Origin of the sequence: Acinetobacter sp. SM1B (assembly GCF_003289665.1) — a bacterium.
In the GTDB taxonomy this organism is placed as follows: Bacteria; Pseudomonadota; Gammaproteobacteria; order Pseudomonadales; family Moraxellaceae; genus Acinetobacter; species Acinetobacter schindleri.
Genome location: NZ_QMBM01000001.1, coordinates 1,897,357 through 1,923,190 on the forward strand (window position 1 = coordinate 1,897,357; position 25,834 = coordinate 1,923,190).

Consider the following 25,834-nt stretch of genomic DNA (forward strand, 5'->3'; position numbering starts at 1 on the left):
AGAACCCTGATAGGATAAGGGTTCTGTGAAATTTGTCGTGTACAGAGATTAAGCTCAATAAAACTTATAAAATTTAAGATTCAGAACTACTCTCACACTAATTTATATTTAAAGTGATCACTAAAGATAATGATGATAATAAAATTTTAATTAGTAAAAAAAATACTTAATAAAAAAAGCCACTTATATAAGTGGCTTTTTTATAAGAAGAATTTTGGTGGAGGTGGCGGGAGTTGAACCCGCGTCCGCCAACATTACGCTCGAGAATACTACATGCTTAGATATCGTCTATTGATTTAGCTCTTTGTGACCCGACGAACAGGGTACAAATCGCGATCCTTTAAGATTTAGTACGAAACCCCAAGGCTTGATTTCATACGGACTTGTGTGCGTTCGCTTCAGTCGGGACCCCTAACCACAAGTATTCAGGGATGCGGACAAGCTGCCCTTAGGCAGCTAGAGCGTAAGTTTCGTCGTTTGCGACTATTAAAATGCAAATTTTATTTACGAGAGAAAATGCGCTCTCGGCATGCATCTATGAGTTTCATCATCAGCGTCGAAGCCAAGAACACCCCCAAAGTACAGAGCAATCATAGCATAACTGGTAAAAAATACGATGCATTTTCTACACAAATACACTTTTGAATACGCCTGATTACATAATTGCGCTAATATTTAAAAATTCAAGTCAGTATTTAAAAAAATTATGAGCTATTTATTGGCCCTTGATCAGGGAACGACGTCTAGTCGTGCAATTATTTTTAATGAACATGGACAGGTTCAAGCGACAGCTCAAAAAGAAACACATATTCAAACTCCTCGTTCGGGTTGGGTCGAGCAAGATGCCTTAGAAATTTGGACTACCCAAATTGGTGTCGTTCAGCAAGCGATCGCTTCTGCGGGAGTTCTAGCAAAAGACATTAAAGCGATTGGACTCACCAATCAGCGTGAAACGACTATTGTGTGGGATCGCCGTAATGGCAAGCCCCTTGCGCCGGCGATTATCTGGCAGGACCGCCGTGCGACAGAATGGTGTAATCAGCTGATTCAGCAAAGCCTGATGGATCAGGTACAACAAACAACCGGTCTACGCATTGACCCTTATTTCAGTGCCGGAAAGCTGGTCTGGTTATTAGAAAATACTGAGGGTTTACGCGCATTGGCAGAACAGGGACATGTCGCTTTTGGCACCATCGATAGCTGGCTGATCTGGAACCTGACCCAAGGCGCTGAACATGTCATTGAAGCCAGTAATGCTTCCCGTACCATGCTAATGAATCTGCAAACTCAAAGTTGGGATGAAGGCCTACTGGATCTGTTTAATATTCCAGCTGCAGTCCTGCCAAGAATCATCAGCTCCGATTGCCATATTGCAGATACGGCACCTGGTTTATTAGGTGCTACCATTCCTATTACCGGTATTTTGGGCGACCAACAATCTGCCCTGTTTGGCCAATCTTGTTTTGAACCCGGCATGGCAAAAAACACTTATGGAACCGGCTGTTTTATGCTGTTTAATACTGGTCATGATATTCAACCGAGTCAGAACAAGCTGCTTTCTACACTTGCCTGGCAAGCACAGGGTCACACGACCTACGCACTGGAAGGCAGTATCTTTATGGCGGGTGCGGTGGTGCAATGGTTACGGGATGGTCTGGGGATTATTCAAAAAAGTTCAGATGTAGAAAAACTGGCCTGTAAAGTTCCAGATACAGACGGCGTAGTTTTGGTACCTGCCTTTACTGGTCTCGGTGCACCGCACTGGGACAGTGAAGCACGTGCTTTACTTTGGGGGATGTCACGCGGTACCAATAAGTCCCATATTGCACGTGCTGCTTTAGAATCTATAGCCTTCCAAGTATCCGATATTCTAACTGCAATGCAATCTGATATTGCTCATCCTTTAAAAGAACTCCGTGTCGATGGTGGCGCAAGTTCAAATGATATGTTGATGCAGTTCCAGGCTGATCTGCTGAATGTTCCTGTGCTACGTCCCAAAATGCTGGAATCCACCGCTTGGGGTGCTGCGGCGATGGCGGGCTTAAAATCAGGCGTATTTTCCAGCCTGGATGAGATTGCCCAGTCCTGGCAACTGGATCAGGCCTTTGAACCAAAAATGCAAAATGATGAACGTGAAGCTCACTTGGCCAAATGGCAAAATGCCTTAAAACGGGCTAAATCAGATTTATAAGCCATAAAAAACCGCTGAATATTCAGCGGTTTTTTTAATTATCTCAGTTTCTAGTAAGCATAAGAGGCAATCGCAGTCGCAATCGGTTTAGCTTCATCATTAATCAGGGTCATGCGCATGGTACATCCCTTACGCCCCAGACGCAGGGTTTCTGCACGTGCAGTAAAGTATTTGCCACGCCCGGGTGCCAGATAGTCGACACGCATATCCACAGTCGCCAGACGTGAAACTTTTTTGCTGGTTTCTTCCATATCTTCAGAGCTGGCTTTTTTGTACAGCTCACCCATTGCGGTAATTCCGCCAATACTATCCAGAATGGTGGCAGCCACACCACCATGTAAAATCTGGAATGCTACATTGCCAATCAGATCCTTCTGCATTTCCACATATGCTTCAATCTGTCCATCCATAACGCGCATTTGCATACCGCAATATTGGTAGAATGGTGAAGCATTAAAAGCATCACACAACTGGTTGAATAGAACGTCCTTATTCGAGCCTAAATCAATATTTCCTGTCCAACTTTTCTCTGCTACCGTCATAGTTTGCTCGAATAACCTTGATTAAATAAAAAAATGTATCCATTTGCCCTAAATGCAAATTAAGGCACTACAATACCCATAGTTTAATATTGATCAATGAGATTTTTATGACCTATACGTTCAATCGTCCCGCGTTTCCTGCAACTCGCATGCGTCGTATTCGTAAAAATGGACACCTGCGCTCAATGGTTCGTGAAACGCACCTCACGGCTGATCATCTCATTTATCCAGTATTTGTTTTACCGGGCCAAAACCAGACTCAAGACGTGCCAAGTATGCCAAATATTCAGCGCCTTTCGGCAGATCTGCTGGTGAAAAAAGCTGAACGCCTGCTTGAGTTGGGTGTCAGCAAACTAGCGCTGTTCCCGGTAACGCCACAAGAAGACAAAAGTCGGACTGCTGAAGCGGCATGGCGTGAAGATGGTTTAGTGCAAACCACTGTTCGCCTGCTGAAAAAAGAGTTACCAGAAATGGTACTGATTACCGACGGTGCATTGGACCCTTATACCACGCATGGTCAGGATGGCATTATCGATGAAACTGGTTATGTCTTAAATGATGAAACGGTTGAATGTCTGATTAAACAGGGTCTAAGCCATGCCGAAGCCGGTGCGGATATCTTTGCACCAAGTGACATGATGGATGGCCGTATCGGCGCGATTCGTGAAGCTTTTGAAGCCAATGGTCATATCTATACGTCTATCATGGCCTACTCTGCCAAATATGCCTCCAGCTTCTACGGCCCCTTCCGTGATGCAGTAGGTTCTTCAAGCAACCTGAAAGGCGGCAATAAGTACAATTACCAGATGGATGTCGGCAACCGTGCCGAAGCCCTGCATGAAATCGCCTTGGATATTCAGGAAGGTGCCGACATGGTTATTGTAAAACCAGGCCTTCCTTATCTGGATATCGTACGTGAAGTCAAAGATACTTTTGGCATTCCAACCTTCGTGTATCAGGTTAGCGGTGAATATGCGATGCTGGCGGGTGCAATCCAGAATGGCTGGCTATCTGACAGCGTGATTCTGGAATCATTGATGAGCTGCCGCCGTGCTGGTGCAGATGGCATCTGGACTTACTTTGCGGAAGAAGCTGCAGTAAAACTGAAAGAAATGAAATAGTCTGGAATGCCTTTCTTGATTCAAGGAAGGCATTTTTTTGGTTTAAACAAGATTCGAAAATAAGGGTTAAAACCTGATGCATATTGCCATCATCGGTGCAGGGATTAATGGACTCATGACTGCACTGGAGTTGATTGAACAGGGCTGTTCAGTAACGATTCTGGATCAGCAGCAGGCAGGAAAAGCTGCCTCCTGGGCCGGTGGCGGTATCCTTTCCCCGATGTATCCGTGGCGTTATCCCCAGGCAGTCAATGCCTTGGCCAAATATGCTAAACCGCTATATCAGGACTGGAATAACAAATTAAAACCAGTTACTGGCATTGATTTTGAAATTCATGAAACCGGCATGCTGATCTTTGATGAAGAAGATTTCGACATTGGCTATCACTATGCTGAACGACATCATGAGCCGATGCAGCAAGCGCTTTATATCGAGCAGGAACAGATCGAGCAGATCAATCCGCAGGTTTCATCCGAATTTAAACATGCTTTGTACTTCCCCCACATCGCCAATGTACGTAACCCTCGCTTACTCCAATCCATTATTCATTATTTAAAACAGCATCCCCTCGTGAGCTGGCTAGAACATACGCCAGTTCGGAAAATAAAAATTGGTAGTGCACAAATTGATGCGGTGCAAACTGAACAGGGTGACTGGATTGCAGCAGATCAGTTTGTCTTCAGCACCGGCGCATGGTCAGCACAATGGTCGCTGCAGCTAAAAAGAGATATCCCAGTGCATCCTGTCCAGGGGCAGATGGTGTTGTTTAAAACGCCAGACCACTGGCTGCCGACCATGTGTATGAATCAGGTCATGTACCTGATTCCACGTCAGGATGGGCATATTGTCTGTGGTTCCAGCATGCGCGAAGTTGGTTTTAATACCACGCCTGCTGTCGAGATTCGTCAGAAAATTCTGGATGCCAGTTTTGAGATGGTTCCAGAACTGGCAGAATTCCCGATTGTCCAGGAATGGGCTGGCTTACGTCCCGGCTCACCGCAAGGCATTCCTTATATAGGTCAACTGCCAAATTTGAAAAATGGCTGGGCCAATTTCGGCCATTTCCGCAATGGCTTATGTATGGCGCCTGCCTCCGCTATTTTGCTCAGACAGCTGATGTTCGGACAGTCGACTTTAGTGGATTCACAAGCCTATGCACCAGATCAGTTACAGCTTTTAACTGCGCTTGCCCACTAGATCCGTGAGTGCTTCCTTGATGCTTGGAAACTCAAATTCAAAGCCAGCATCTTGCAGTGCTTTAGGCTGGACATACTGACCATTTAAAATCAGTTGTGACTGCTCACCCAACATCCACTGCATAATACTTCCAGGCAAAGCGAATAGCGGTTTACGCTTCAGTAGCTCTGCTGCTGTCTGGCTAAAACGCAGCTGGCTGGTTTTCTCAGGCGCAACCACATTAAAGATGTGAGCATTGCTTTTTTCATGCAGCAGAAAATCCATCACGTTAAGCAGATCCTGGATATGCACCCAGGCGAATGGCTGCCGACCACTCCCGATTCGACCCACCAGATTCATTTTGATTGGCATCAGCATTTGTGGCAAGATGCCACCTCTTCTACCCAGCACCACACCAAAACGCATAATCTTGGTATTCTGATCAGTATAGGATAAGGCCAGCTGCTCCCACTGCGCACAAAGCTGAGACATGAAAATCTGTTGGGGCGCAGCTTCTTCCGTATACACCTGTTGCCATTGTTCTTGAGGATCAATACCGTAATAACCCACGGCAGATGTAGACAAAATACATTTCGGGAAAATCTGATTCTTTTTTAAAAATTCATAGAGTTGACGGGTCGTTTCTAATCGGCTCTGTAAGAGAATATCTTTACGCTCGGCAGTCCAGCGCTCTGTACCGATATTTTCACCCGCCAGATTAATAACATAATCAATCTGACGGGTACGCAGTTCATCAAAATCATTGATCCAGTGAAAATCTGGATGCATTTCCAGGCGATGGTGTTCACGTGTCAGGCCAATGACATGACAATCTAGTCCAAGAAAGTGTTTGACCGCATATTGGCCAATAAAACCACTAGCTCCGGTAATGAGTACGACAGGCTTATGCATTGTTATTCAGTCGCTGTTTTTCTTAGGTCCCAAACATTGTACTGAACTGGCCAATCTTTGCAGTTATCAAAAAATACCATTCATCGTAATGACTTACAGCAAAAGATATCAAGCCTGAATATTAAGGGGTTTCAGGCTTTTTTTTTAGACTAAAGTTCTAGTCACTTATGTGCAAATAATTTACTGAGAGCTACCAAACATTTTGTTGACCATGCGCTGAGCCTGATTTCCATAGAACCAGTAAGTCAGCAGATACAATGGAATCGCAATCAACAGGAACATGATCACCACGACACTCATAAACTGCGGTTGTTGAAGATACAGTATGAAATCCTGCCAGGCATTCGGATTGGACCGGGTTGCGACCAGAATTCCCAACAGTAAAAATGCCAGGTTATACCCCCAGAAAATCAGACTGAATCCTAAAGTGATTTTTTTACGTTCGGCTTGTGTCGGTGCCCGACGGTTCTGACGAAGAAATTTAAATAATACCCAGATCATGGCCACCAGATATGGCACCATGGTCAGTACAGCCCCCATTCCCATCGGCATTAGGGCTGCAATCACTCCGCAAATACAGGTCATCACAAAACAGATTAAAAAAAACCAGAGAAAATAGCGTTTTAGCGGCGCCATAGCCATCACTCACACAAAAGGATGTAGTCAGTATAAAAAAAAATGAATTTTTTTTCATTGTATTGTCAACCGATCCTGTAAAGCTGACGTTATATAGGGTACAAGGTCACCAAATTTGTACCGGCATCCACAAATCTGTTTGATCTTTGCTAAAGCAATAAGACTCGTGTGCAGCAGAAAGTTTTGAATAGCAGCCAAAATTTTCTTAAACAGCATACTTTGACCGACGATTTCACCATCACTCGAATCGTCGGTCTTTATTTTTTGGGCTTCTAAATTTTTATTCCTTATTGCTCCAGTTTAAACATAGATAAAAAACAAGAAATTAAATTGCCTTATTAGGGTCAGATAAAAAGTAGTTGCCCAACCCGATACTGGTTTTCTCAGATCGAGCTCACTATACTGATATTTTTCATCCAGACCAAAACGATCATTCCTGCTTCGGAAGTAAGATTTTTGCTGGTTTCATCCATGCTTTTACCCACTTCGGGTGTTTAAACTTTTATAGGCTCAGGGGACATGGCAGTTCATTTTTTACACACATCAGATTGGCATTTAGGACAATTTTTCCATAATCATGATCGTGAATTTGAACATCGCCATTTTTTGAGCTGGTTGCTGGAACAAATTAAACAAAAACAGCCAAATGCCCTGCTAATTGCAGGCGATATCTTTGATGTCATCAATCCGTCCTCCAGCGCTCAGAAACAGCTTTATCAATTTTTAACCAGTGCCCATACACTGGCACCGCACATGCAAACCCTGATGATTGCCGGCAACCATGATTCCGGTTATCGCATCGAGCAGGTTGAGCCTTTTCTTGCCAAATTCAATGCACGTGCAATCGGTGTCATCAGCCGCAAGGAAAATAATCAGCTGGATCTGGATCGTCTGATGGTGCCGATTTATAGTCCTGAACAGAAAATTTTAGCCTGGTGCCTGGCCTTGCCTTATCTACGTAGTGCCGAAATTACCGGACTGAATGAACATACCAGCAGCAATCAGAGTGCAATTGCCTATCTGCATCGGCAACTCATTGCTGAAGCAAAAGCACGAAAACAGCCAGATCAGGCGCTGATTCTGATGTCACATGCGCATATGCAAGGCGGAGAAACTTCGGATTCTGAACGTCCGATTGTAGTGGGACATGAAGAAGCCTTATCGACGGCGCTTTTTGAAGATGGTATTGATTATGTCGCGTTGGGGCATTTGCATAAGCCGCAGAAAGTCGGTCAGGAACATATCCGCTATAGCGGCTCGCCTATTCCTTTGTCTTTTAGTGAATTGAATTATAAACATCAGGTTGTAGAGGTACGAATTGACCCGATGCAGTCAGATGAACAACGCTTTCAATATGAGCCTCTAATCATTCCACGTACTGTAGATCTGCTCCGGATTCGTGCCGACCTCAATGATCTGATTGACCAAGTCAAGGCCTTGCCGAATGGTGAAATTGAACAGCTGTTTGCACGCCATTTCCTGGAAATTGAATACACTACCACTGCGCCTCCCCCAGTAGATCTCAGACAGCAGATTGAACAGGCTTTGCCGCCAAACCGTTACCGACTGCTACGTATTTCCCGGATTTATCAGCAAGTAGCGGACTCAAGCATGCACATTTCTAAAATTGATCTGGCGCCTCCGACCCCGGAATCCCTGTTCGGCAACCTCTGGGAAAAGATGGGTTATGATCCGGATGACTCGGTAAAACGCGATTTCCTGCAACTGCTGCATGAAGCCCAGCAAGATATTGATGTGCAGCAGCCATAAGGAAATGCCATGAAAATTTTACGTTTGAGTTTAAACAATCTGGCTTCTCTGGCAGGCACTCATGATATTCGCTTTGATGATAGCCCATTAGCACATGCCGGCCTGATTGCGATTACTGGCAAAACCGGTGCAGGCAAATCTACCCTGCTGGATGCCATGTGTTTGGCATTGTATAACGAAATTCCACGTTTAAAGGGTGCAACTGGCAGTCTCAAAGATACGGGTGGACAGGATGTTTCCATCAAAGATTCTAAAAATATTCTGCGTCGTGGCACAACCACCGGCTTTAGTGAACTGGAATTTATTGCGCTGGATAGCAAGCGCTATCTTGCCCGTTGGGAAATCCGCCGTGCCCGCAATAAAATTGATGGCAATTTAAAAGTCGACCGTTATATCAAATGCCTTGATGATGACACCACGCTCACCCAAAAAATATCCGAAGTCACGCCACTTATTGAAAAACTGATTGGACTCAGCTTTGAGCAGTTTACCCGTGCTGTCCTGCTTGCCCAGTCTGAAGTGGGAGCCTTCTTAAAAGCCAAAGATCATGAACGTGCAGACCTGCTGGAATATTTGACCAATTCACAAATTTTCAGTGTAGTCAGTCAAAAAGCAGCACAAAAATTCAGTGAAGTAAAAAATAAGCGCAGTGATCTGGAAAAGCTGATTGGACATATTGAAACCCTATCCGAAGAAGATATTAACGCCTTAAAACAGCAACAGACGGCGCTGTCTTTACAATTACAGAATCTTCAGCAATCTGAAAAACTGCTAGAAAATGAGAAAAAATGGCATCTGGACCGACATAAGCTGTATGCCGAAGTCCATGCAAAAAAAGAAGTGTATGATGTCCAGTTGGATGCCATAAATAAATCTGCAGGACAGCAACAATTACTGGAACAGCTGGATGAATTCCAGTCTATCCGTGATCAATTTATTCAGCATTCCCGTTTAGAACCGAAAAAAATTCAGATTCAGCAACAACAGGCACAATTCACCCTTGAGTTTGAAACGCTAAAAAAACGCTTTACTGAAGAAGAAACCAAACTAGTAGCCTTGGAGCAACAGCAGCAGAAATTTCAGCAGCATTTAGACCAGATCAAGCCACATCTGGAAGCAGGTTTAAAGCTGGATCATGCTATCCATACGGTATCTGAACAGTATAAAAAACTGAATACGGAGCAAAATCAGTTTCAAACTACTCACCTACACCCCCTAGAACAGCAGTTAGCACAGCAGCAATTGGCCTTAAGTCATGCTCAGGCTAAACAGCAGCAGATTACTCAGCAGTTAACCCAGTCAGAATTTTTAAGTGTTTTTGATCAGGAGCCGCAAAGTACCCTGCAACGTATGAAGGACTATTTACAGCAGTATCAGCAACTATTGCAAAAAAATCCTGAAAGCCTAAATCAGCCTTTGTCTGCACTGGAAAAAACCGTTACCGAATTATCTGCCAAGCTCAACCACTGGATCCAGCAACATCAAAGTATTGAACAGTTAGACCAGCAACTTAAATCTGTTCAGCAGACCCTCCAACAGCATTATACCGAACAGCTTCAGCTTGATGGGCTAAAGCAACGCTTACGACAGACTCTGCAACAATCTCAAGAGTCAGAGCAGCTACAAACCTCTATACATACCCAGCAACAGCAGCTGAAATTACTGCAAAATGCTGAACAGACTTTGCAGCAACAGATTCAATCTGAACAACAGGCTTATGAACAGCTAGAGCGGATTTTAGCTCAGCAGCGTTTATTGCATACACAAAGCGTGCAGGAACTGCGTGCCCAATTAAAACCTGATGAACCCTGTATGGTATGCGGCGGTCATGAACATCCTTTTGCTCAAGGACAACATGAGCTACTGGACAAAAGCTTATGTCAGCTACAGGAACAGCAATTACAGCAAGCCAGACAACAGCTTGATCAGCTAAGTCAGACCCAGCAACAGAAACAGATTGAAATCTCAAAGCTGCAAACTGTGATTGAACAGCAACAGCAGCGTTTGCAAGCATTCCAGCAGCAAATTCAGCAGCAACAGATTGAATATACAACTCAGCTGGCGAATTTAGGGATTATTACTGAGAATGAAAATGACTTAAATCGTTTAACCCAACTTTTAAAAGACCATAGCAATAGTGTCGTAAAGCAGAATGAACAGTTGCAACGACAAGAACAGCAGTTACAGCAGCTATTACAGCAATGGCGTCAGCAGCAGCAGCACTTACATCAACTGCAATTGGTTCTGCAACAGCAGACTCAATTGACCCAGCTTATTCAACCCCTAATCAATGTATTGCCTGAGAACTATGCATCTCAGGATCCGATAAAATGGTTATCCACTCTACAACAACAGTTACAACAACGCATGCAGCATTTAAGTGTGCAAAAGCAACTGGAATCTGAGCTGCAAGCACAGCAACAAGCAGTTGATAAAACCCAATATCAGCTGCAAGTTGAACAGCAGAATTTTGCGCAACGCCACCAGTCTTTAGAGCAGCTTATCCAGCAAGGTAAGGACTTACGCCAGCAGCTAGCTGAATTGACCGGGCAACACGCAGGACAAGTATATCGGGTAGCTGCAGAGTGGCAGACGACTTTGGATCAGCAAACCAAAGCTTTGCAACAGCAACTAGACATCCAGCGACAACAAACCAGTCAGGCAGAAAAACAGCTGCATCAGGCCAATCTTAAGTTGCAGGATTTTATAACCCAACAAAAGCAGATTGATCGGCAACTTGAGCAATATCAGCAAAGTATTCAGGCTTGGCAGCAGAACCATCCACAGGTGACTACGACGCAAATTGAACAATGGCTGGGTATTGATCTCACCAGCCATCAACGTATCCGCCAGGATTTATCCAATCAAAAACAGGCACTGGAAAATGCGAAAACCGCATGGCAGTTACTCGAAGAACAATATCAGGCACATTTAAAACTGCAGCCTGAACATGAATTTGAAGAGATTGAACAAAAACTGGCTGCACTGATACAGGAAAAGACAGCACAACAAGAAATACTGAATGAAACCGATGCCAAACTGCGTATGAATGCCAACAACCAGAGTATGTATGCCAGATACCAGCATCAGATTGAACAGATTAAGGCTGAGGAATATCGTTGGGGTCGGATTTATGACCTGATTGGACATAAAGAAGGCACCAAATTCCAGAAAATTGCCCAGGAACATCATCTGGATATTCTGGTTGAATATGCCAACCAGCAGCTCCAGCCTTTGGCTCCACGCTATCAGCTGCACCGTATTCCGAACAGTCTGAGTCTGGCGATTATTGACCTGGATATGAACAGTGAGGTCCGCCCTGTACTTTCGCTGTCCGGTGGGGAAACTTTCCTGGTATCACTCGCCTTAGCCTTGGCCATTGCCAATATGGCGTCTGGCTCGATGAAGCTGGAATCGCTGTTCATTGATGAAGGTTTTGGGACACTCGATCCAGCGTCCTTACATATGGTGATGAATGCTCTCGATCATCTGCAAAGCCAGGGTCGTAAAGTGGTGCTGATCTCGCATATCCAGGAAATGCATGAACGGATTCCAGTCCAGATTCAGGTTAAACCCGTTGGCTCTGGTGCCAGTACCATTCAGATTATAGGCTAGCGCTCATGAATATGACTTCACGCAGATTTTCAGCTGAATTCAGTTTACAACTGGAAAGCTTGCGTGGAGTGAGTGCAATTGTGGTGCTATTTAGTCACTGCTTTCAGGCTTTTATCGCCCCTTTTGATTTAACACTGTATTCCTGGGTTCGGCTGCTTGGTCAGGCCGCGGTGATGATGTTCTTTGCTTTAAGTGGCTATCTGATCGGAACCTCTATACAGAATAATATCCAGCAAAACAGCCAGTTTAATCTGTCTCACTATATCCGGCAGCGCTGCCGTAGAATTTTACCGCCTTTCCTGTTTGCCCTTGCCCTGACCTTAACATTATATATTCTGGCGCCCTACTTTTTTAGCTCTCATACACATCAGTTTCAGAACAGTTTTGGCATGATGATTCGTACCACCTATAGTCTGGAGTGGGACAATTTTCTGGGTTCACTGTTCTTTTTAAATGGCTTTGTGACGCCCACGTTATCTGCCAATGCGCCACTATGGAGTTTAAGTTTTGAGGTCTGGTTTTATGTGCTGGCGGGCTTTTTGCCTTTTTTAAAACATTCTGTTATTGCCAAACTCAGTTTTGCTTTAGTGTTAATTACACTTACCGCACTTAATCCCCAATTTCTGATTTATTTGCTTGTATGGCTGACAGCCTTTGCCAGTTCATTTGGTCATATTCAACAGTCTGTCTTAAATCATTTGAAATCACTCAAACTGGGATGCCTAAGCCTGGCTTTTTTCATTGCCTGTAGAGACGCCTATCACTTTCATATGATCGATCAGGCTAAAATTTATCGTGGTAACTATTTTGTACCATTTAACACGTTGATAGGACTGGCTTTTGTCTGCTGGCTGATTCAACTACAACAAAAACTCAGTTATTATCAACCAGTCTGGGTAAAGTCCGCGAGTTTTTCTTATACCCTCTATGTGACTCATTTTCCTTTACTGCTGTTTATTTTGGGCTGCTTTCCACAAAGCCGTACTTATGGGCTAGGGGGTGCTGTTCTGGCCCTAGTTGCGACTATGCTGGTTTTAGTTCTACTGGCTAGCTTAATGGCAAAATTACTCGAACCACAACAAAGAAAAGCGTTATCCCGCTCAATGCAATAACACTTTTCTTAACAATTCTAAAAACCTGTCTAAAAATATGGATCCGTTAATCCTTTTTAGGACGTGTCCCAAACAAGGCGGTGCCGACCCGCACCATGGTTGAACCTGCCGCAATCGCTTCGGTCATATCCCCTGACATCCCCATGCTTAAAGTATCCCAATCCTCAGCTTTGGCATGTTGCATTTTAACCGCTTCGAATAAAGCCTTGGCATCGGCAAAAGCCGCTGTATTATTTGGCGCCGGAATCACCATCAAACCACGCAGACGCAGTTTTGGTAACTGGCTGATCTGCGCTACGAGATCCGCTACTTCTTCTGGCTGACAGCCATCTTTAGTATCCTGCCCGTCGATATTCACCTGAAGACAAATATTTAGGGGTACTTGATTATCTTCGCGCTGATTAGACAGACGTTCGGCAATGATCAGACGATCTACCCCATGTACCCAGTCAAACTTTTCTGCCAGATGCTTGGTCTTGTTCCGCTGAACATGCCCAATAAAATGCCATTCAATCTCCAGATCCTGCAACTTTTCAATCTTATCCAGCGCTTCCTGCAAATAGTTTTCACCAAAACTGCGCTGTCCGGCTGCATACATTTCCGCCAAGATTTCCGCTGGATGTGTCTTTGAAACAGCCAGCAGCTGCACGGTCTGTTCATCACGACCAGCCTGTTGACATGCAGTGTGAATTTGGGCCAATACCTGATCTCGTGCGAGTTGCAACATTTTCATTGACGGAGTTCTCATTTCGTTCATATTTTTTTCCCTTGCCCCCCCAACTAAGTGTTGGTTAAGCTGTGGGAAAGCCTTATTATTCTATCAAAATAAATAACATTTAAATGCCTTTGGGGACTTTATGGACATTACAGAATTATTAGCATTTTCTGCTAAAAATGGCGCGTCAGATTTACACTTGTCTGCGGGGATGCCACCACTGATTCGTGTTGATGGTGAAGTTCGTCGTATTAACCTGCCTGCCCTGGAACATAAAGAAGTGCACAAGCTGGTTTACGATATCATGAACGATAAACAGCGCCGTGACTATGAAGAAAATCTAGAAACTGACTTTTCCTTTGAAGTTCCTGGCGTTGCCCGTTTCCGTGTCAACGCATTTAATCAGAACCGTGGTGCCGGTGCCGTATTCCGTACCATTCCCTCTAAAGTTTTAACCATTGAAGATCTGGGCATGGGGCAGATTTTTAAAGATATTTGTGACTATCCGCGTGGTCTGGTACTGGTCACTGGTCCAACCGGTTCAGGTAAATCAACGACACTGGCAGCGATGCTGGACTATATCAATGATAACCGTTATGACCATATTCTGACCGTCGAAGATCCAATTGAATTTGTACACCAATCCAAAAAGTGTCTGATCAACCAGCGTGAAGTGCATCGTGACACGCATGGTTTCAATGAAGCATTACGTTCTGCATTACGTGAAGACCCGGATATTATCCTGGTGGGTGAGATGCGTGACCTTGAAACCATCCGTCTGGCACTCACTGCTGCTGAAACCGGTCACCTGGTGTTTGGCACCCTGCATACGACTTCTGCTGCTAAAACTATTGACCGTGTGATCGACGTATTCCCGGCCGAAGAAAAAGACATGGTTCGTGCCATGCTGTCTGAATCATTACAAGCAGTCGTTTCACAAACCTTGCTCAAGAAAAATGGTGGTGGTCGTGTCGCTGCACATGAAATCATGATCGGTATTCCGGCCATCCGTAACCTGATCCGTGAAAACAAAGTTGCTCAAATGTACTCTGCCATTCAGACCGGTGCCAACTATGGTATGACTACGCTGGATCAGAGCCTGAAAACACTGGTATCTAAAGGCGTGATCAGCCCACAAGTTGCGCGTACTGCTGCTAAACAGCCTGAATCTTTCCTATAAAAAATGTTTTGATTTTCTCGGGGACGAAGTATGGATTTTAACGGCTTGCTCGACTATATGGTGGCACAAAAGGCATCGGATCTGTTCATTACTGCAGATGTCGAACCTTCAATTAAAGTGAATGGCTCAATTGTGCCGATTGGATCAGTCAAATTACCTGGACCAGCAGTAGGCCAGATTCTGCATTCAATTATGACGGAAAAACAGCGCAAAGAATTTGCCGATACACGTGAGTGTAACTTTGCGATTACCAATCCCAGCAAATCAGCACGTTTCCGTGTCAGTGCATTTCAGCAGCGTGATCAGCCGGGTATGGTTCTGCGTCGTATTGAAACCGTCATTCCTACTATGGATGATTTAAAGTTACCGCCAATTCTGAAAGAACTGGCGATGACCAAGCGCGGGATTATCATCTTCGTGGGCGCAACAGGTACCGGTAAATCGACTTCCCTTGCCTCTTTGATTGGTTATCGTAATGAAAATTCCAAAGGTCATATCATCACCATCGAAGACCCGATCGAATTTGTGCACCAGCATAAGGGTTGTATCATCACCCAGCGTGAAGTCGGGATCGACACAGATTCATTTGAAATCGCCCTGAAAAATACCCTGCGTCAGGCACCAGACGTGATTCTGATCGGTGAGATCCGTTCCCGTGAAACCATGGACTATGCTATTGCCTTTGCGGAAACCGGTCACCTGGTATTTGCGACCTTGCACGCCAATAACGCCAACCAGGCCATTGACCGGATTATTCACTTCTTTGAGGCAGACCGTCATAACCAGCTGTTTATGGACTTGTCTTTAAACCTGAAAGCGATGGTGGCACAGCAACTAATCCCAACCATTGATGGTACAGGCCGGCGCGCCGCAATTGAGATCCTGATCAACTCACCTTTAGTTTCAGATCTGATCCGTAAAGGTGATGTGCATGAAATCAAAGACTTGATAAAGCGTTCACGTGAACTTGGAATGCAGACTTTTGACCAGGCACTGTATGACCTGTACAAGGCCAAACAGATCAGCTATAAGGATGCGTTGAAACATGCTGACTCTCCAAACGATCTGCGTCTGCAAATCAAGTTATCCGAAGAAGGTGGTGCACATCTCATGAATGCCGGCAGCAATATTACCTTTGATGGACAATCTTAAGATTAAGTCATCATCCTCATATAAAAAAAACAGGCTTCCTTTGAAGCCTGTTTTTTATACCTTGGAACATCCTGGCATTATTTTTTACGATAAGCGTCCTGACATTCAGGTTCATCACAGTAACCATACAGATTCAGTGAGTGGCCTGTTAATTCAAAGCCGAATTTTTTCGCAACTTCGTGCTGTTCATGTTCAATTACGTCATTGGTGAATTCAACAACTTTATTGCAGTTTTGACATACCAGGTGATCATGGTGATCATCCTGCATAATTTCAAATACAGAATGATTATTTTCAAAGTGATGACGCTGAATAATGCCTGCTGCTTCAAACTGTGTTAACACACGATATACAGTTGCAAGACCCACATCTTCCCCTTGATCGAGTAAAGTCTTGTAGATATCTTCCGCGCTTAAATGGTGCTGACGTGAGTTTTCTAATAGTTCTAATATTTTAATTCTAGGCAGGGTAACTTTCAGTCCAGCTTTGCGTAAATCTTGATTTGAAATAGGCATGTAAAAAGGTCTCTCAACAAAATTAAAGTTGGAATATGCAACAAAGTTTAGATGCAGTATGATCTATCCTTGGATCAAATGCATCATAATTAATTTGGGATAGTGTAGCAAAATGCAAAAAATCATGTTGACGTTATTCGTCACTTCATTGCTCGTCGGCTGTTCGACCTTAGGTGTGTACAAAGTTGATATTCCTCAAGGAACACCTTTAACTCAAGCACAAGCCTCTAAAATCCAGGTGGGAATGAGCCACCAACAAGTCCGCTTCCTACTTGGCAGCCCAACGGTGACAGATCCTTTAAATCCATTACGCTGGGACTACATCTACAATTATACCCCAGGAACCTATGCTAAAAAAGCCAACATTCCTGCTGCACGTGGTCAGCACTTAAAAATCTACTTCAATCCAAACGGTATTGTGGAACGCATTGAAGGTCTAGAAACAATTCCAGCGTCACAACCCGGTTTACCTGGTTCAAAAGAAGCGATTCTGACAGCGCCACCACTATAATCGCTTTTTCATAAAAAAACCCCTGTATTTCTAGGGGTTTTTCTAATTAACTGCATAGGTTTATCAAATTACTGGCATTTTGCCGATTTTATGACGCATTTGATCAACCTCAAGATTGCCACAGCTTGGACCGATTACCTTTATTATAACGTCCTACAGGATTTTGCGCTGCACGTTTACGGCGAATATCCTTAGGATTAATGATCAACGCACGGTAAATTTCTATACGATCCCCAGCATTCAAAAGCTGTGCATGATCCTGCAAGCGCACGCCAAATATTCCCAGATTCAAAGGTTCAGGCAATTCCACCTGATCGCGGATGCCGCTTGCAGCAATTGCATCCAGTGCAGTCATGCCCTGCTGAAACGGTACTGCAATATGAAACTGTTGCTCAGGGGCAGCATACGCCACCCAAATCAACGCTGACTGATTCATCAGAACCACTGCCCTAACACTGCAATAATGGCCACAACAATCGACACTGGTAATACCACCCGAACCGCAATACGCCAGATGTTATAGAACGCCTCTGAACTGAAATTCATTGATTTACGAAGATGACTGATCTTCATGATCCAACCAGCAAACAAGGCATAGATCAGGCTGATCACCAGCCCCCAAAGGATCAGCAGGTTATTAAATACTGGTGTGATATTTGGAATCAACCAGACCAGTGTTGCCACCGCCACAATTACCCATTGAATGATGACATTTATCTGACGCTGTTGCAGCTGTTCACGCGCCATCTGTAACATCAGTGCGGCAGCAGCTACAATTGCAGCGATCAAGGCAAATGCAGGTACTTCAGCTTTTACCGCGAAGAAACCAAAAGCAATTACTGCAAGCAGTTGTGCAATCCAGATCGGTAATACTGTTTTGGTCGCTACATCCTGCTGTTTGACAGCAGCCAAACTAGACTGCCAGTACAAGCCCATGCCTAGCCCGCTGGCCACCAGTGCTAGTACCGTTGCGTTACCCCATTCAGAGAATTGTACCGGAGTTAGTTGCCATTCAGGCAGTGCTGTACCCATGACATTGGCAAGGACCAAGGATGCAATCACGCCTATAGTAGTAATTCCCACCAGAATCAGACGTGGAATTAAAGACAACAGCAAAGCCGCAATCACCAATCCAGCCAGGATGGCCGGTTGCTGCACTTCAAGATTGGCAATCGATACTACGTTGGAGGCATGATTCAGCATTGCACCCGCAAGAAATGGAATAAACACCACAGCCAGCCAGCCGACAATACGCCAGCGCTGCGAACTGTCTGCCTCACGGGTCAGGCTCGACAATGCATGTAATGCGGTGGTCTTGGAACGTTTCGCTAAAGCAATTTCCAGATAACAGACTGGAAGCGCCAGGATCAGCATTGTCGCTAACCACAACATCCAGAAATCAAGCTGACGATCAATCTGAATACCTGTTATTGGTGCGAGGGTCGCAATAATAAGAAAAGATAAACAAAAAGCCATCAGAGGCGATAACCATTTTGACATAGCATTGTCCTGCATGATGCATTCCTATAAAAATCTAGCGCTATTTTGCCTTGCATAGCGGTGAAAATCAAAAACAAAAAGCAAACCACCCGAAGATGATTTGCTGCGCAAAATGATCATTAGACTTTAATTTTTGTTATAGGGGAAAATTGCTTTATGAGAAGAAACGAGCGAACCAGTTTTTGCCCTTTTTCTTTTCTTTTTCTTTGATCAGGCCGATCATGTTTTCTTTCACTGCACCCACATAATCCGCATCATCATGCTGAATATGGTTGATCAGCCATTTAGATAATACTTCATGCAATTCAGCTTCAATCGAATGTCCCATTTCAAAACGGTCACGATACGACTCAATTTTCTTAATGAACAGATCATGCACACGTTTATGCGGTACACGATATTTATAATCCGCCTCTTCTTGAAGTGATTCTTCAAAAGTGAAATGCGATTGTGTGTAATCGATAATATTTTCTAGAATTTGCTTAACACGCGCACGATTGGTATTGACATCAATTTCGTCGATTTCATTAATGTAATCGAGAATTCGTTTATGCTGATCGTCAATCACATCGATACCAGTATCGTATTCTGGAACCCATTTCATTTTCATTACGACCACCTATAAATATTGAGGATTTATCACATAACTTGAAGCATATAGGGTATTGATTTAAATAAAAATGAAGTGAATTAGTCGGCTTTAGTGGTGAAATTGTATTTTTATATTTAAGTATTTGTTATATATAATTAAAATTAATTTATTCTGAGCAAAAAGATCAGATATTAATTAACCAATAAGAGCTATAAGCTCTTATTAATCTTTGATTTTTACATGAATATTAAACAAAAAAGACAGTATTTTTCACTGTCTTTATTAGCTTCGAGATCAGTACTGATCTGCACGTGTCACCCGTTTGAGCGAAGGGTCCAGTTGCTCACGTTCCAGACGTTCTACGTGGGTCAGTTGAGAACGTACTTTTGCTCCATGCTGGAACAGAATCATTTCGCCGGGTTGGAAAGCCGTCCATTCCTCATTCTGTGTCAATGGTTCCGTGGTAATCACAGCGACACGGTCCTCGGGAGTGGTCACTTGGCTAAAATCGACTTCTACCTCAATATCAATGAGTTGTGCAGGCTTAAACGGATATTCACGCACCAGCCAATGTAGCTTGGTAATGGCATAGGTGAACAGCGCCTGACCATTGGACAAACAAAAATTAAAAGTACCATGCTCGGCGATGGATGGCGAAATCTCGGTCAGCAGATCAAAGATCTGATCCTGTTTTGGCTCATGATAACCAAAGCGCTTTACTAACTGATCAAGCAGATAACAGAAAGCACGTTCACTGTCGGTATTACCGACTGGCGTAAAACGGCCTGAGAGCTCTGGAAAAAAATTATGCAGGTCACCATTATGCGCAAAGATCCACTGACGTCCCCACAACTCGCGACTAAAAGGATGCGAATTTTCCAGATTGATTTTACCCTGAGTCGCCTTACGGATATGTGCGATCACATTACGTGATTTGATTGGGTAATTGCGGATCAGCTCGGCAATCGGTGATTCAACCGCAGACTGGTTGTCGACAAACAGGCGACAAGCTTTATCTTCAAAGAAAGCAATCCCAAAACCATCGGCATGATCTGAAGTAATTCCTGCGCGCTGTGAAAAGCCTCGAAATGAAAAGGTAATATCTGTTGGTGTCGCACAATTCATTCCAAGCAGCTGGCACATAATCTTCATTCAGGTATCGGAGTATTTATGCAGTTATTGTGCATGAGTCCCTGGAGCTTTTCAAATCTTGATCCATGCAATCTTATGCGCTAAAAATGCTAAATAATGCTTTTTTATGCTTTATTTAAAAAAAAGATAAATCTGGTTCAAGCTGTTTTTTCAAGACAATAGGGTTCTGCTCAAGAAAAATTATGATGATTTCAGAAGACAAGAGCTAAAAATAAAAGGCATAAAAAAGAGTCCCGATTGAGACTCTTTTTAATCATTAAATCATTTAAATTAATGATGGCCTGACTTTACACGGTTGGTAATCAATGTACCAACACCATGATCAGTAAAAATTTCTAGCAGGCTGGCATGCGGTACACGACCATCCACAATGTGTGCACTGATGACACCACCTTTCACGGCATCGAGTGCACAACCCACTTTCGGAATCATTCCGCCATAGATCACACCTGTTTCAATCAGGCGATCAACTTCCTGAGTGGTCAGGCCAGTCAGCAGATTTTTATTTTCGTCTAGCACACCGCTAATATTGGTCAGCAGAATCAGTTTTTCTGCACCTAAGGCTTCAGCCACTTTACCTGCAACCAGATCGGCATTGATATTGTAAGTATTGCCTTCCTCATCCACACCCAGCGGTGCAATCACAGGAATAAAATCGCTATTGGTAAACATTTCCAGTACATCAGTTTTGACACCAACTACTTCGCCTACCAGTCCTAAATCAATTTTTTGCACTGAACCATCTTCAGCAGTTTTTTCCATCAGCAGTTTTTGTGCACGAATCAGGTTACCGTCTTTACCGGTCAAACCAATGGCACGTCCACCATGTTTGTTAATCAGATTAACGATCGATTTGTTTACGCTTCCGCCAAGCACCATTTCAACGATTTCCATGGTTGCAGGATCAGTAACACGCATGCCATCAATACGTTCAGATTCACGGCCCAGCTGTTTCAGCATAGAATCGACTTGAGGACCGCCACCATGTACCACGATCGGATTCAGGCCTACAGTTTTCAGCAACACGATGTCACGAGCAAATGAACTCTCCAGCTCAGGATCAGTCATTGCGTTACCGCCATATTTCACCACAAGGGTTTTACCCGCAAAGCGTTGAATGTACGGCAAAGCTTCAGTCAGAATTTGTGCTTTGTCGATGCCTGTCTGTTGATTTGGCATTCGCCTCTCCTTATTGAGCATCTAAAATGTCTTGGGCGATCGCAGGATAGCGGTCACGTAACATCGAAACGAACAGGTGACGAATTTCATTCAGACGGCTCTGATTTTCCGCATCAAAACGCACTGTGAAGTATTCACCTGTATTGGATGCTCGAATGATGCCAAAACCATCATCAAAATCAAGACGTATACCGTCAATTTTACTAATTCGCGCGTTTAATTTACGTGATTGTGCTTCAACAAAGTTAAGCAATTCTAGTGGCTTAATCTGATGCGTCGAAATATACAGGTCTTCAGTGCCCGTACGTTTTGGATAACGTGCCAGTGCTTCTGCCAGTGTCTGCCCAGTTTGATCCAGGTATTCCATGACTCTGAGTGCCGCATAAACACCATCATCATAACCGCCGCCACGGCCATCATTGAAGACATAGTGTCCGGCATATTCACCACCAAAAATCGCCTGTCCTTGAGAATTCGCCAGATACTTCCGCAGGAAAGAACTTCCTGTGCGGATCATGACTGGCGTAGCGCCCAACGCTTGTACCGTATTACGAACCAGGGTAGAACATTTCACATCAAAGACAAATTCTTTATCAACCGTATCTTTCAGACAAATTTCCGCACATAGGCATAACAGCTGATCAGCCGTAATAACCTGCCCATCTGCATCGATGAGTACCAGTCGATCACCATCACCATCCAGGGCAATTCCGAGATCGGCTCTCGTCTCTAAAACTTTTGCTTTTAACAGCTGTAAATGAGCTTCCTGTGAGGGATCCGGCGCATGATCGGGAAAATGACCGTTCGCTTCAGTTCTTATTGTCGTCAGATCACAACCAAGCTTGTTCAATACCAGAGCCGCACAACGCCCCGCTGAACCATTCAGCCCATCCAGTACGACCCGATAACGGCGTTTCAGTTGAATATCATTGAAAATAGACTGCTGATATTTGAGGCAATATTCTGGAATAATCTCATGCTCAATCCAGTCTATCTGTTGCAGCTCATCTGAATAATATTTTTGAGCTTCCTGCCCTACCGCCTGAATCATTTCAGGACATGGAGGCTGATTGTTAATCAACCACTTGATGCCATTATCTTCTCGTGGATTATGGCTTGCAGTAATCATGATACCGTTGCCATCAAATTCACGTGACGTGTAGTACAGCATCGGACTGGAACAGCAGCCAATAATGTGCGCTTCAATCGCATACAGGCTTAAGGTGCGCTGGATAATATGGGCATAGGTCGGACTGGATAGCCTTGCATCATAACCAATCGCGACACGTGTCTGTCCCGCAGACTGATACTGCTGGGCCAGGCCATGTGCAATGGCATTTACCATGCTGACATTGAGTAAACTAACCTTACCGCGAATGTCATAAGCACGAAAGATTTGCATGGGGAATGGATGATGCATAAATCCCATAGATCGTAATTTCACTGCTAAATAGGAGAATATAAGTTCAGAAATCAGGTGTCATCACCATGATGTGAAACTTTAGTTTTTGTTCTAGGACCCTGTACTTTTAGCTGATTTCAGATAAATAATCAATTTAAAAAATATAACGAATGGATAAATGCTAGCTGAAAAACGGGATAAATCTTATTCTATCAACCATTTAAAAAGCCCACATTTTATTGAATGTAGGCTTTTTTGAATTAGTTCTTGCCAGTATGACCGAAGCCACCTGCACCACGCTCAGTGGCTTCGAATTCATTCACAATATCGAATTGTGCTTGCACCACTGGGACGAGGACATACTGCGCCAGACGCTCACCTGGTTCCAGGCTAAATGCAGTCTGGCTACGATTCCATACCGAAACCATGAGTTCACCTTGGTAATCTGAATCGATCAGACCTACCAGATTACCCAATACGATACCATGTTTATGACCCAGACCAGAACGTGGCAGGATCAGGCCCGCAAATGCAGGATCTTCAATATAAATAGCCAGACCAGTTTTCACGAGTACTGTTTGACCTGGTTCAATTACTGTAGTTTCGTTTACACATGCACGAAGGTCGAGTCCTGCAGAACCTGTAGTTGCATAATTTGGCATTGGCCATTCATTGCCAAGGCGTGCATCAAGGACTTTCACCTGTACTTTCATCATTTTATTCCTGTAGAAAAATATCAATAGATTAATTACTTAAATTTTAACGCTTAATCAGTGCACGTAAATTATCCAGATAATGCTGTGCCTGCTGTTTCGGATCAATATTGCCAGCCAGCTTTTTCTTACGGCCTAACCATTCCAGTTCATCTTCTGGCAATTCATCCAGGAAGCGGCTTGGCGTCATCTGCTTCATCTGACCACCAGCCTTACGCTGCTCAGCCAAGGTAATCGTCAAGCCCTGACGCGCACGGGTAATGCCCACATACATCAGACGGCGTTCTTCCTCGACCGTTTCTGCTGCGATCGAGTTTTTGTGTGGCAGAATCTCTTCTTCCAGACCAATCAGATAAACATAAGGGAATTCCAGACCTTTAGATGCATGTAGCGTCAACAGATTCACCTTATCGGTATCTTCTGCTTCCTGCTGCTGTTCCAGCATATCCAGCAGCACCATCTTACGGATCACGCTTTCGATATTCTTTTCATCCACATCTTCAGCACGGTTAATCAGGCTCTGAATACTGCTATACAGCACTTCAATATTGTCGAGCTTGGTTTTTTCCTGTGCCGGAGTTGCGGCTGATTCCTTGATGTAGTCGATATAGCCGGCTTCTACCATCATCTGGCGGATAATCGGTACTGGCTCATCATCATCCAGCAGATTGCGGGTAAAGTTATTGATGAAGTCAGCAAACTCAGCCAGCTGAGTGGTGGCTTTCTTTGGCATTGCCATGGTCAGACGCTGGTCAGCTGCCGCGGCCAAAAGCGACAGATTATTTTCTTGCGCAAACAGACCCAATTTTTCCAGTGTCACCGGACCGATGGCACGTTTCGGTGTATTGATAATTCGCAGGAAGGCACTATCATCTTCTGGATTAATGATCAGACGCAGGTAACTCATGACATCTTTGATTTCGGCGCGCGCAAAGAAAGACTGACCACCAGAGAGCTTGTAAGGAATCTGCATCTGACGCAGCTGGGTTTCCAGAATACGTGCCTGGAAATTCCCGCGGTACAAAATTGCGTAGTCTTTCCAGTTTTTACCATTCATCAGCTTGTGCGTGATGAGATCTTTGACTACGCGTTCGGCTTCATCATCATCATTACGGCAAGTGATGACACGGATCACTTCACCATGGCCTTTGTCTGACCAGAGTTTTTTATCGAAGATATGCGGGTTGTTGCCAATAACGGTATTCGCCGCTTTCAAAATACGGCTGGTCGAACGGTAGTTCTGTTCCAGCTTGATAACTTTCAGATTCGGGAAATCCTGCTGTAACAACGCCATGTTTTCCGGTTTAGCCCCACGCCAGGCATAGATTGACTGGTCATCATCACCTACTGCAGTAAACTGGCCCATTACGCCGACCAGTAACTTCACCAGAATATACTGGGCGGTGTTGGTATCCTGATATTCATCCACCAACAAATAACGCACACGGTTCTGCCATTTATCACGCACTTCAGCGTTTTCCTGTAACAAACGCGTTGGCATCACAATCAGGTCATCGAAGTCAACGGCGTTATAGGCACGCAAGTTACGTTCATACAATTGATACAAATGCGCAAACTGGACATCTTCTGGCGTCTCACACGTGGTATGGGCTTGCTCTGGTGGAATCAGATCGTTTTTCCAGTCGGAAATCATCTTCATCGCTTTTGCGATCAATTCCTTGCTTTCTGCACCAGACAAGTTATCGCGATGCATCAGGTCCATCAGAATACGTTTACAGTCATCCGCATCTAAAATAGAGAAATTGGCTTTTAATGGCGTGTGTTTTAATTCAAGACGCAATAAATTCAGACCAAAGGTGTGGAAAGTTGAAACCGACAAACCTTTGGCTTCTTCACGTGACAATAGTTTGGTCACACGCTCTTTCATTTCACGTGCTGCTTTATTGGTAAAAGTCATCGCTGTAATACGATGCGCAGGAATGCCGCAGTGTTTCACCAAGTAGGCAATCTTACGGGTAATCACCGAAGTTTTACCTGAACCAGCCCCTGCAAGTACTAACAAGGGTCCTTGAGTATATTTCATGGCTTCAAGTTGCTTGTCATTTAACTGACTTGCCAGTGACATAGTCTTTCCTCTATTTCATTCCGAGCTCGATTATAGTCATCTCCGCTACAGATGCATAATG

At 44.1% G+C, this 25,834-nt stretch carries 22 protein-coding genes and 1 other RNA gene; 9 read left to right on the forward strand and 14 right to left on the reverse strand.

Features of this window, described 5'->3' with window-relative positions; genetic code table 11:
* Positions 1-215: 215 nt before the first annotated feature.
* Positions 216-576: a transfer-messenger RNA gene (gene ssrA / locus C8322_RS09155) on the reverse strand.
* Positions 577-706: 130 nt separating this feature from the next.
* Here ssrA and glpK point away from each other — a divergent pair.
* On the forward strand, positions 707-2,191 hold the full coding sequence (gene glpK, locus C8322_RS09160; RefSeq protein WP_004811098.1) for a glycerol kinase GlpK: 1,485 nt from the start codon (positions 707-709) through the stop codon (positions 2,189-2,191).
* Positions 2,192-2,241: 50 nt separating this feature from the next.
* Here glpK and C8322_RS09165 read toward each other — a convergent pair whose 3' ends face one another.
* Positions 2,242-2,733, reverse strand: a complete 492-nt coding sequence (locus C8322_RS09165) for a thioesterase family protein (protein WP_004811100.1) — start codon at positions 2,731-2,733, stop codon at positions 2,242-2,244.
* Positions 2,734-2,840: 107 nt separating this feature from the next.
* On the opposite strand from C8322_RS09165, the gene hemB reads away from it, so the two are divergent.
* Positions 2,841-3,854, forward strand: a complete 1,014-nt coding sequence (gene hemB, locus C8322_RS09170) for a porphobilinogen synthase (RefSeq protein ID WP_004811102.1) — start codon at positions 2,841-2,843, stop codon at positions 3,852-3,854.
* Between the two features lie 76 nt (positions 3,855-3,930).
* Positions 3,931-5,052 carry a glycine oxidase ThiO gene (thiO, locus tag C8322_RS09175; RefSeq protein ID WP_004811104.1) on the forward strand — a complete coding sequence of 374 codons (1,122 nt, stop codon included), beginning with the start codon at positions 3,931-3,933 and terminating at the stop codon, positions 5,050-5,052.
* Here thiO and C8322_RS09180 read toward each other — a convergent pair.
* Together C8322_RS09180 and C8322_RS09185 are read right to left on the reverse strand one after the other, a co-directional pair.
* Complete coding sequence (locus C8322_RS09180) at positions 5,032-5,943, reverse strand: TIGR01777 family oxidoreductase (protein ID WP_004811106.1); 912 nt, start codon at positions 5,941-5,943, stop codon at positions 5,032-5,034. The genes thiO and C8322_RS09180 overlap by 21 nt on opposite strands.
* Positions 5,944-6,123: 180 nt before the next feature.
* A complete protein-coding gene (locus C8322_RS09185; RefSeq protein WP_004811109.1) occupies positions 6,124-6,579 on the reverse strand; it encodes an ABZJ_00895 family protein in 456 nt (151 codons plus the stop codon).
* Positions 6,580-7,098: 519 nt separating this feature from the next.
* Here C8322_RS09185 and C8322_RS09190 point away from each other — a divergent pair.
* Genes C8322_RS09190 through C8322_RS09200 form a run of 3 tightly spaced genes read left to right on the forward strand, consistent with a single transcriptional unit; the run spans position 7,099 to position 13,076 of the window.
* Positions 7,099-8,349, forward strand: coding sequence for an exonuclease SbcCD subunit D (locus C8322_RS09190; protein ID WP_004811112.1), 1,251 nt, complete (start codon positions 7,099-7,101; stop codon positions 8,347-8,349).
* A gap of 9 nt (positions 8,350-8,358) precedes the next feature.
* Entirely contained in the window at positions 8,359-11,964 is a 3,606-nt protein-coding gene (locus tag C8322_RS09195; protein WP_004811115.1) for an AAA family ATPase, read from the forward strand.
* Between the two features lie 5 nt (positions 11,965-11,969).
* Positions 11,970-13,076, forward strand: coding sequence for an acyltransferase family protein (locus C8322_RS09200; protein ID WP_004811117.1), 1,107 nt, complete (start codon positions 11,970-11,972; stop codon positions 13,074-13,076).
* Between the two features lie 46 nt (positions 13,077-13,122).
* On the opposite strand, the gene C8322_RS09205 is transcribed toward C8322_RS09200, so the two are convergent.
* Entirely contained in the window at positions 13,123-13,809 is a 687-nt protein-coding gene (locus C8322_RS09205; RefSeq protein ID WP_004811120.1) for a YggS family pyridoxal phosphate-dependent enzyme, read from the reverse strand.
* Positions 13,810-13,933: 124 nt separating this feature from the next.
* On the opposite strand from C8322_RS09205, the gene C8322_RS09210 reads away from it, so the two are divergent.
* Positions 13,934-14,971, forward strand: coding sequence for a type IV pilus twitching motility protein PilT (locus C8322_RS09210; RefSeq protein ID WP_004811122.1), 1,038 nt, complete (start codon positions 13,934-13,936; stop codon positions 14,969-14,971).
* Between the two features lie 30 nt (positions 14,972-15,001).
* Positions 15,002-16,123 (forward strand): PilT/PilU family type 4a pilus ATPase, encoded by a 1,122-nt coding sequence (locus C8322_RS09215; protein WP_004811123.1) that lies wholly within the window; start codon positions 15,002-15,004, stop codon positions 16,121-16,123.
* Positions 16,124-16,200: 77 nt separating this feature from the next.
* Here the strand turns inward: C8322_RS09215 and fur are convergent, their stop codons facing one another.
* Positions 16,201-16,638, reverse strand: coding sequence for a ferric iron uptake transcriptional regulator (gene fur, locus C8322_RS09220; RefSeq protein ID WP_004811125.1), 438 nt, complete (start codon positions 16,636-16,638; stop codon positions 16,201-16,203).
* A gap of 112 nt (positions 16,639-16,750) precedes the next feature.
* Between fur and C8322_RS09225 the strand changes: the two genes are divergently transcribed.
* A complete protein-coding gene (locus tag C8322_RS09225; RefSeq protein ID WP_004811126.1) occupies positions 16,751-17,149 on the forward strand; it encodes an outer membrane protein assembly factor BamE in 399 nt (132 codons plus the stop codon).
* A gap of 109 nt (positions 17,150-17,258) precedes the next feature.
* Here C8322_RS09225 and C8322_RS09230 read toward each other — a convergent pair whose 3' ends face one another.
* The 8 genes from C8322_RS09230 to C8322_RS09265 all read right to left on the reverse strand — a co-directional run bounded on the left by C8322_RS09230 (position 17,259) and on the right by C8322_RS09265 (position 25,773).
* Positions 17,259-17,585 (reverse strand): RnfH family protein, encoded by a 327-nt coding sequence (locus C8322_RS09230; RefSeq protein WP_004811128.1) that lies wholly within the window; start codon positions 17,583-17,585, stop codon positions 17,259-17,261.
* Complete coding sequence (locus C8322_RS09235) at positions 17,585-18,664, reverse strand: hypothetical protein (protein WP_004811129.1); 1,080 nt, start codon at positions 18,662-18,664, stop codon at positions 17,585-17,587. The genes C8322_RS09230 and C8322_RS09235 overlap by 1 nt, the downstream gene beginning before the upstream one ends.
* A gap of 139 nt (positions 18,665-18,803) precedes the next feature.
* A complete protein-coding gene (locus C8322_RS09240) occupies positions 18,804-19,259 on the reverse strand; it encodes a bacteriohemerythrin (protein WP_004811131.1) in 456 nt (151 codons plus the stop codon).
* Positions 19,260-19,535: 276 nt separating this feature from the next.
* Positions 19,536-20,384, reverse strand: a complete 849-nt coding sequence (locus C8322_RS09245) for a class II glutamine amidotransferase (protein WP_008305539.1) — start codon at positions 20,382-20,384, stop codon at positions 19,536-19,538.
* Between the two features lie 279 nt (positions 20,385-20,663).
* Entirely contained in the window at positions 20,664-21,572 is a 909-nt protein-coding gene (gene argB, locus C8322_RS09250) for an acetylglutamate kinase (protein ID WP_004811135.1), read from the reverse strand.
* Between the two features lie 10 nt (positions 21,573-21,582).
* Positions 21,583-23,001: a phosphomannomutase/phosphoglucomutase gene (locus C8322_RS09255; protein ID WP_004811137.1), complete on the reverse strand. Its 1,419-nt coding sequence runs from the start codon at positions 22,999-23,001 to the stop codon at positions 21,583-21,585.
* A 233-nt stretch (positions 23,002-23,234) separates the two neighbouring features.
* A complete protein-coding gene (gene dut / locus C8322_RS09260; RefSeq protein WP_008305534.1) occupies positions 23,235-23,687 on the reverse strand; it encodes a dUTP diphosphatase in 453 nt (150 codons plus the stop codon).
* Positions 23,688-23,733: 46 nt separating this feature from the next.
* Positions 23,734-25,773 (reverse strand): UvrD-helicase domain-containing protein, encoded by a 2,040-nt coding sequence (locus C8322_RS09265; RefSeq protein WP_108675836.1) that lies wholly within the window; start codon positions 25,771-25,773, stop codon positions 23,734-23,736.
* Positions 25,774-25,834 lie beyond the last annotated feature (61 nt).

What these genes read in the sequence shown, in the direction of transcription:
- glpK (WP_004811098.1), top strand. Translation starts at nt 707, where the DNA reads ATGAGCTATTTATTGGCCCTTGATCAGGGAACGACGTCTAGTCGTGCA.
- C8322_RS09165 (WP_004811100.1), bottom strand. Translation starts at nt 2,733, where the DNA reads ATGACGGTAGCAGAGAAAAGTTGGACAGGAAATATTGATTTAGGCTCG.
- hemB (WP_004811102.1), top strand. Translation starts at nt 2,841, where the DNA reads ATGACCTATACGTTCAATCGTCCCGCGTTTCCTGCAACTCGCATGCGT.
- thiO (WP_004811104.1), top strand. Translation starts at nt 3,931, where the DNA reads ATGCATATTGCCATCATCGGTGCAGGGATTAATGGACTCATGACTGCA.
- C8322_RS09180 (WP_004811106.1), bottom strand. Translation starts at nt 5,943, where the DNA reads ATGCATAAGCCTGTCGTACTCATTACCGGAGCTAGTGGTTTTATTGGC.
- C8322_RS09185 (WP_004811109.1), bottom strand. Translation starts at nt 6,579, where the DNA reads ATGGCGCCGCTAAAACGCTATTTTCTCTGGTTTTTTTTAATCTGTTTT.
- C8322_RS09190 (WP_004811112.1), top strand. Translation starts at nt 7,099, where the DNA reads ATGGCAGTTCATTTTTTACACACATCAGATTGGCATTTAGGACAATTT.
- C8322_RS09195 (WP_004811115.1), top strand. Translation starts at nt 8,359, where the DNA reads ATGAAAATTTTACGTTTGAGTTTAAACAATCTGGCTTCTCTGGCAGGC.
- C8322_RS09200 (WP_004811117.1), top strand. Translation starts at nt 11,970, where the DNA reads ATGAATATGACTTCACGCAGATTTTCAGCTGAATTCAGTTTACAACTG.
- C8322_RS09205 (WP_004811120.1), bottom strand. Translation starts at nt 13,809, where the DNA reads ATGAAAATGTTGCAACTCGCACGAGATCAGGTATTGGCCCAAATTCAC.
- C8322_RS09210 (WP_004811122.1), top strand. Translation starts at nt 13,934, where the DNA reads ATGGACATTACAGAATTATTAGCATTTTCTGCTAAAAATGGCGCGTCA.
- C8322_RS09215 (WP_004811123.1), top strand. Translation starts at nt 15,002, where the DNA reads ATGGATTTTAACGGCTTGCTCGACTATATGGTGGCACAAAAGGCATCG.
- fur (WP_004811125.1), bottom strand. Translation starts at nt 16,638, where the DNA reads ATGCCTATTTCAAATCAAGATTTACGCAAAGCTGGACTGAAAGTTACC.
- C8322_RS09225 (WP_004811126.1), top strand. Translation starts at nt 16,751, where the DNA reads ATGCAAAAAATCATGTTGACGTTATTCGTCACTTCATTGCTCGTCGGC.
- C8322_RS09230 (WP_004811128.1), bottom strand. Translation starts at nt 17,585, where the DNA reads ATGAATCAGTCAGCGTTGATTTGGGTGGCGTATGCTGCCCCTGAGCAA.
- C8322_RS09235 (WP_004811129.1), bottom strand. Translation starts at nt 18,664, where the DNA reads ATGCAGGACAATGCTATGTCAAAATGGTTATCGCCTCTGATGGCTTTT.
- C8322_RS09240 (WP_004811131.1), bottom strand. Translation starts at nt 19,259, where the DNA reads ATGAAAATGAAATGGGTTCCAGAATACGATACTGGTATCGATGTGATT.
- C8322_RS09245 (WP_008305539.1), bottom strand. Translation starts at nt 20,384, where the DNA reads ATGTGCCAGCTGCTTGGAATGAATTGTGCGACACCAACAGATATTACC.
- argB (WP_004811135.1), bottom strand. Translation starts at nt 21,572, where the DNA reads ATGCCAAATCAACAGACAGGCATCGACAAAGCACAAATTCTGACTGAA.
- C8322_RS09255 (WP_004811137.1), bottom strand. Translation starts at nt 23,001, where the DNA reads ATGGGATTTATGCATCATCCATTCCCCATGCAAATCTTTCGTGCTTAT.
- dut (WP_008305534.1), bottom strand. Translation starts at nt 23,687, where the DNA reads ATGAAAGTACAGGTGAAAGTCCTTGATGCACGCCTTGGCAATGAATGG.
- C8322_RS09265 (WP_108675836.1), bottom strand. Translation starts at nt 25,773, where the DNA reads ATGTCACTGGCAAGTCAGTTAAATGACAAGCAACTTGAAGCCATGAAA.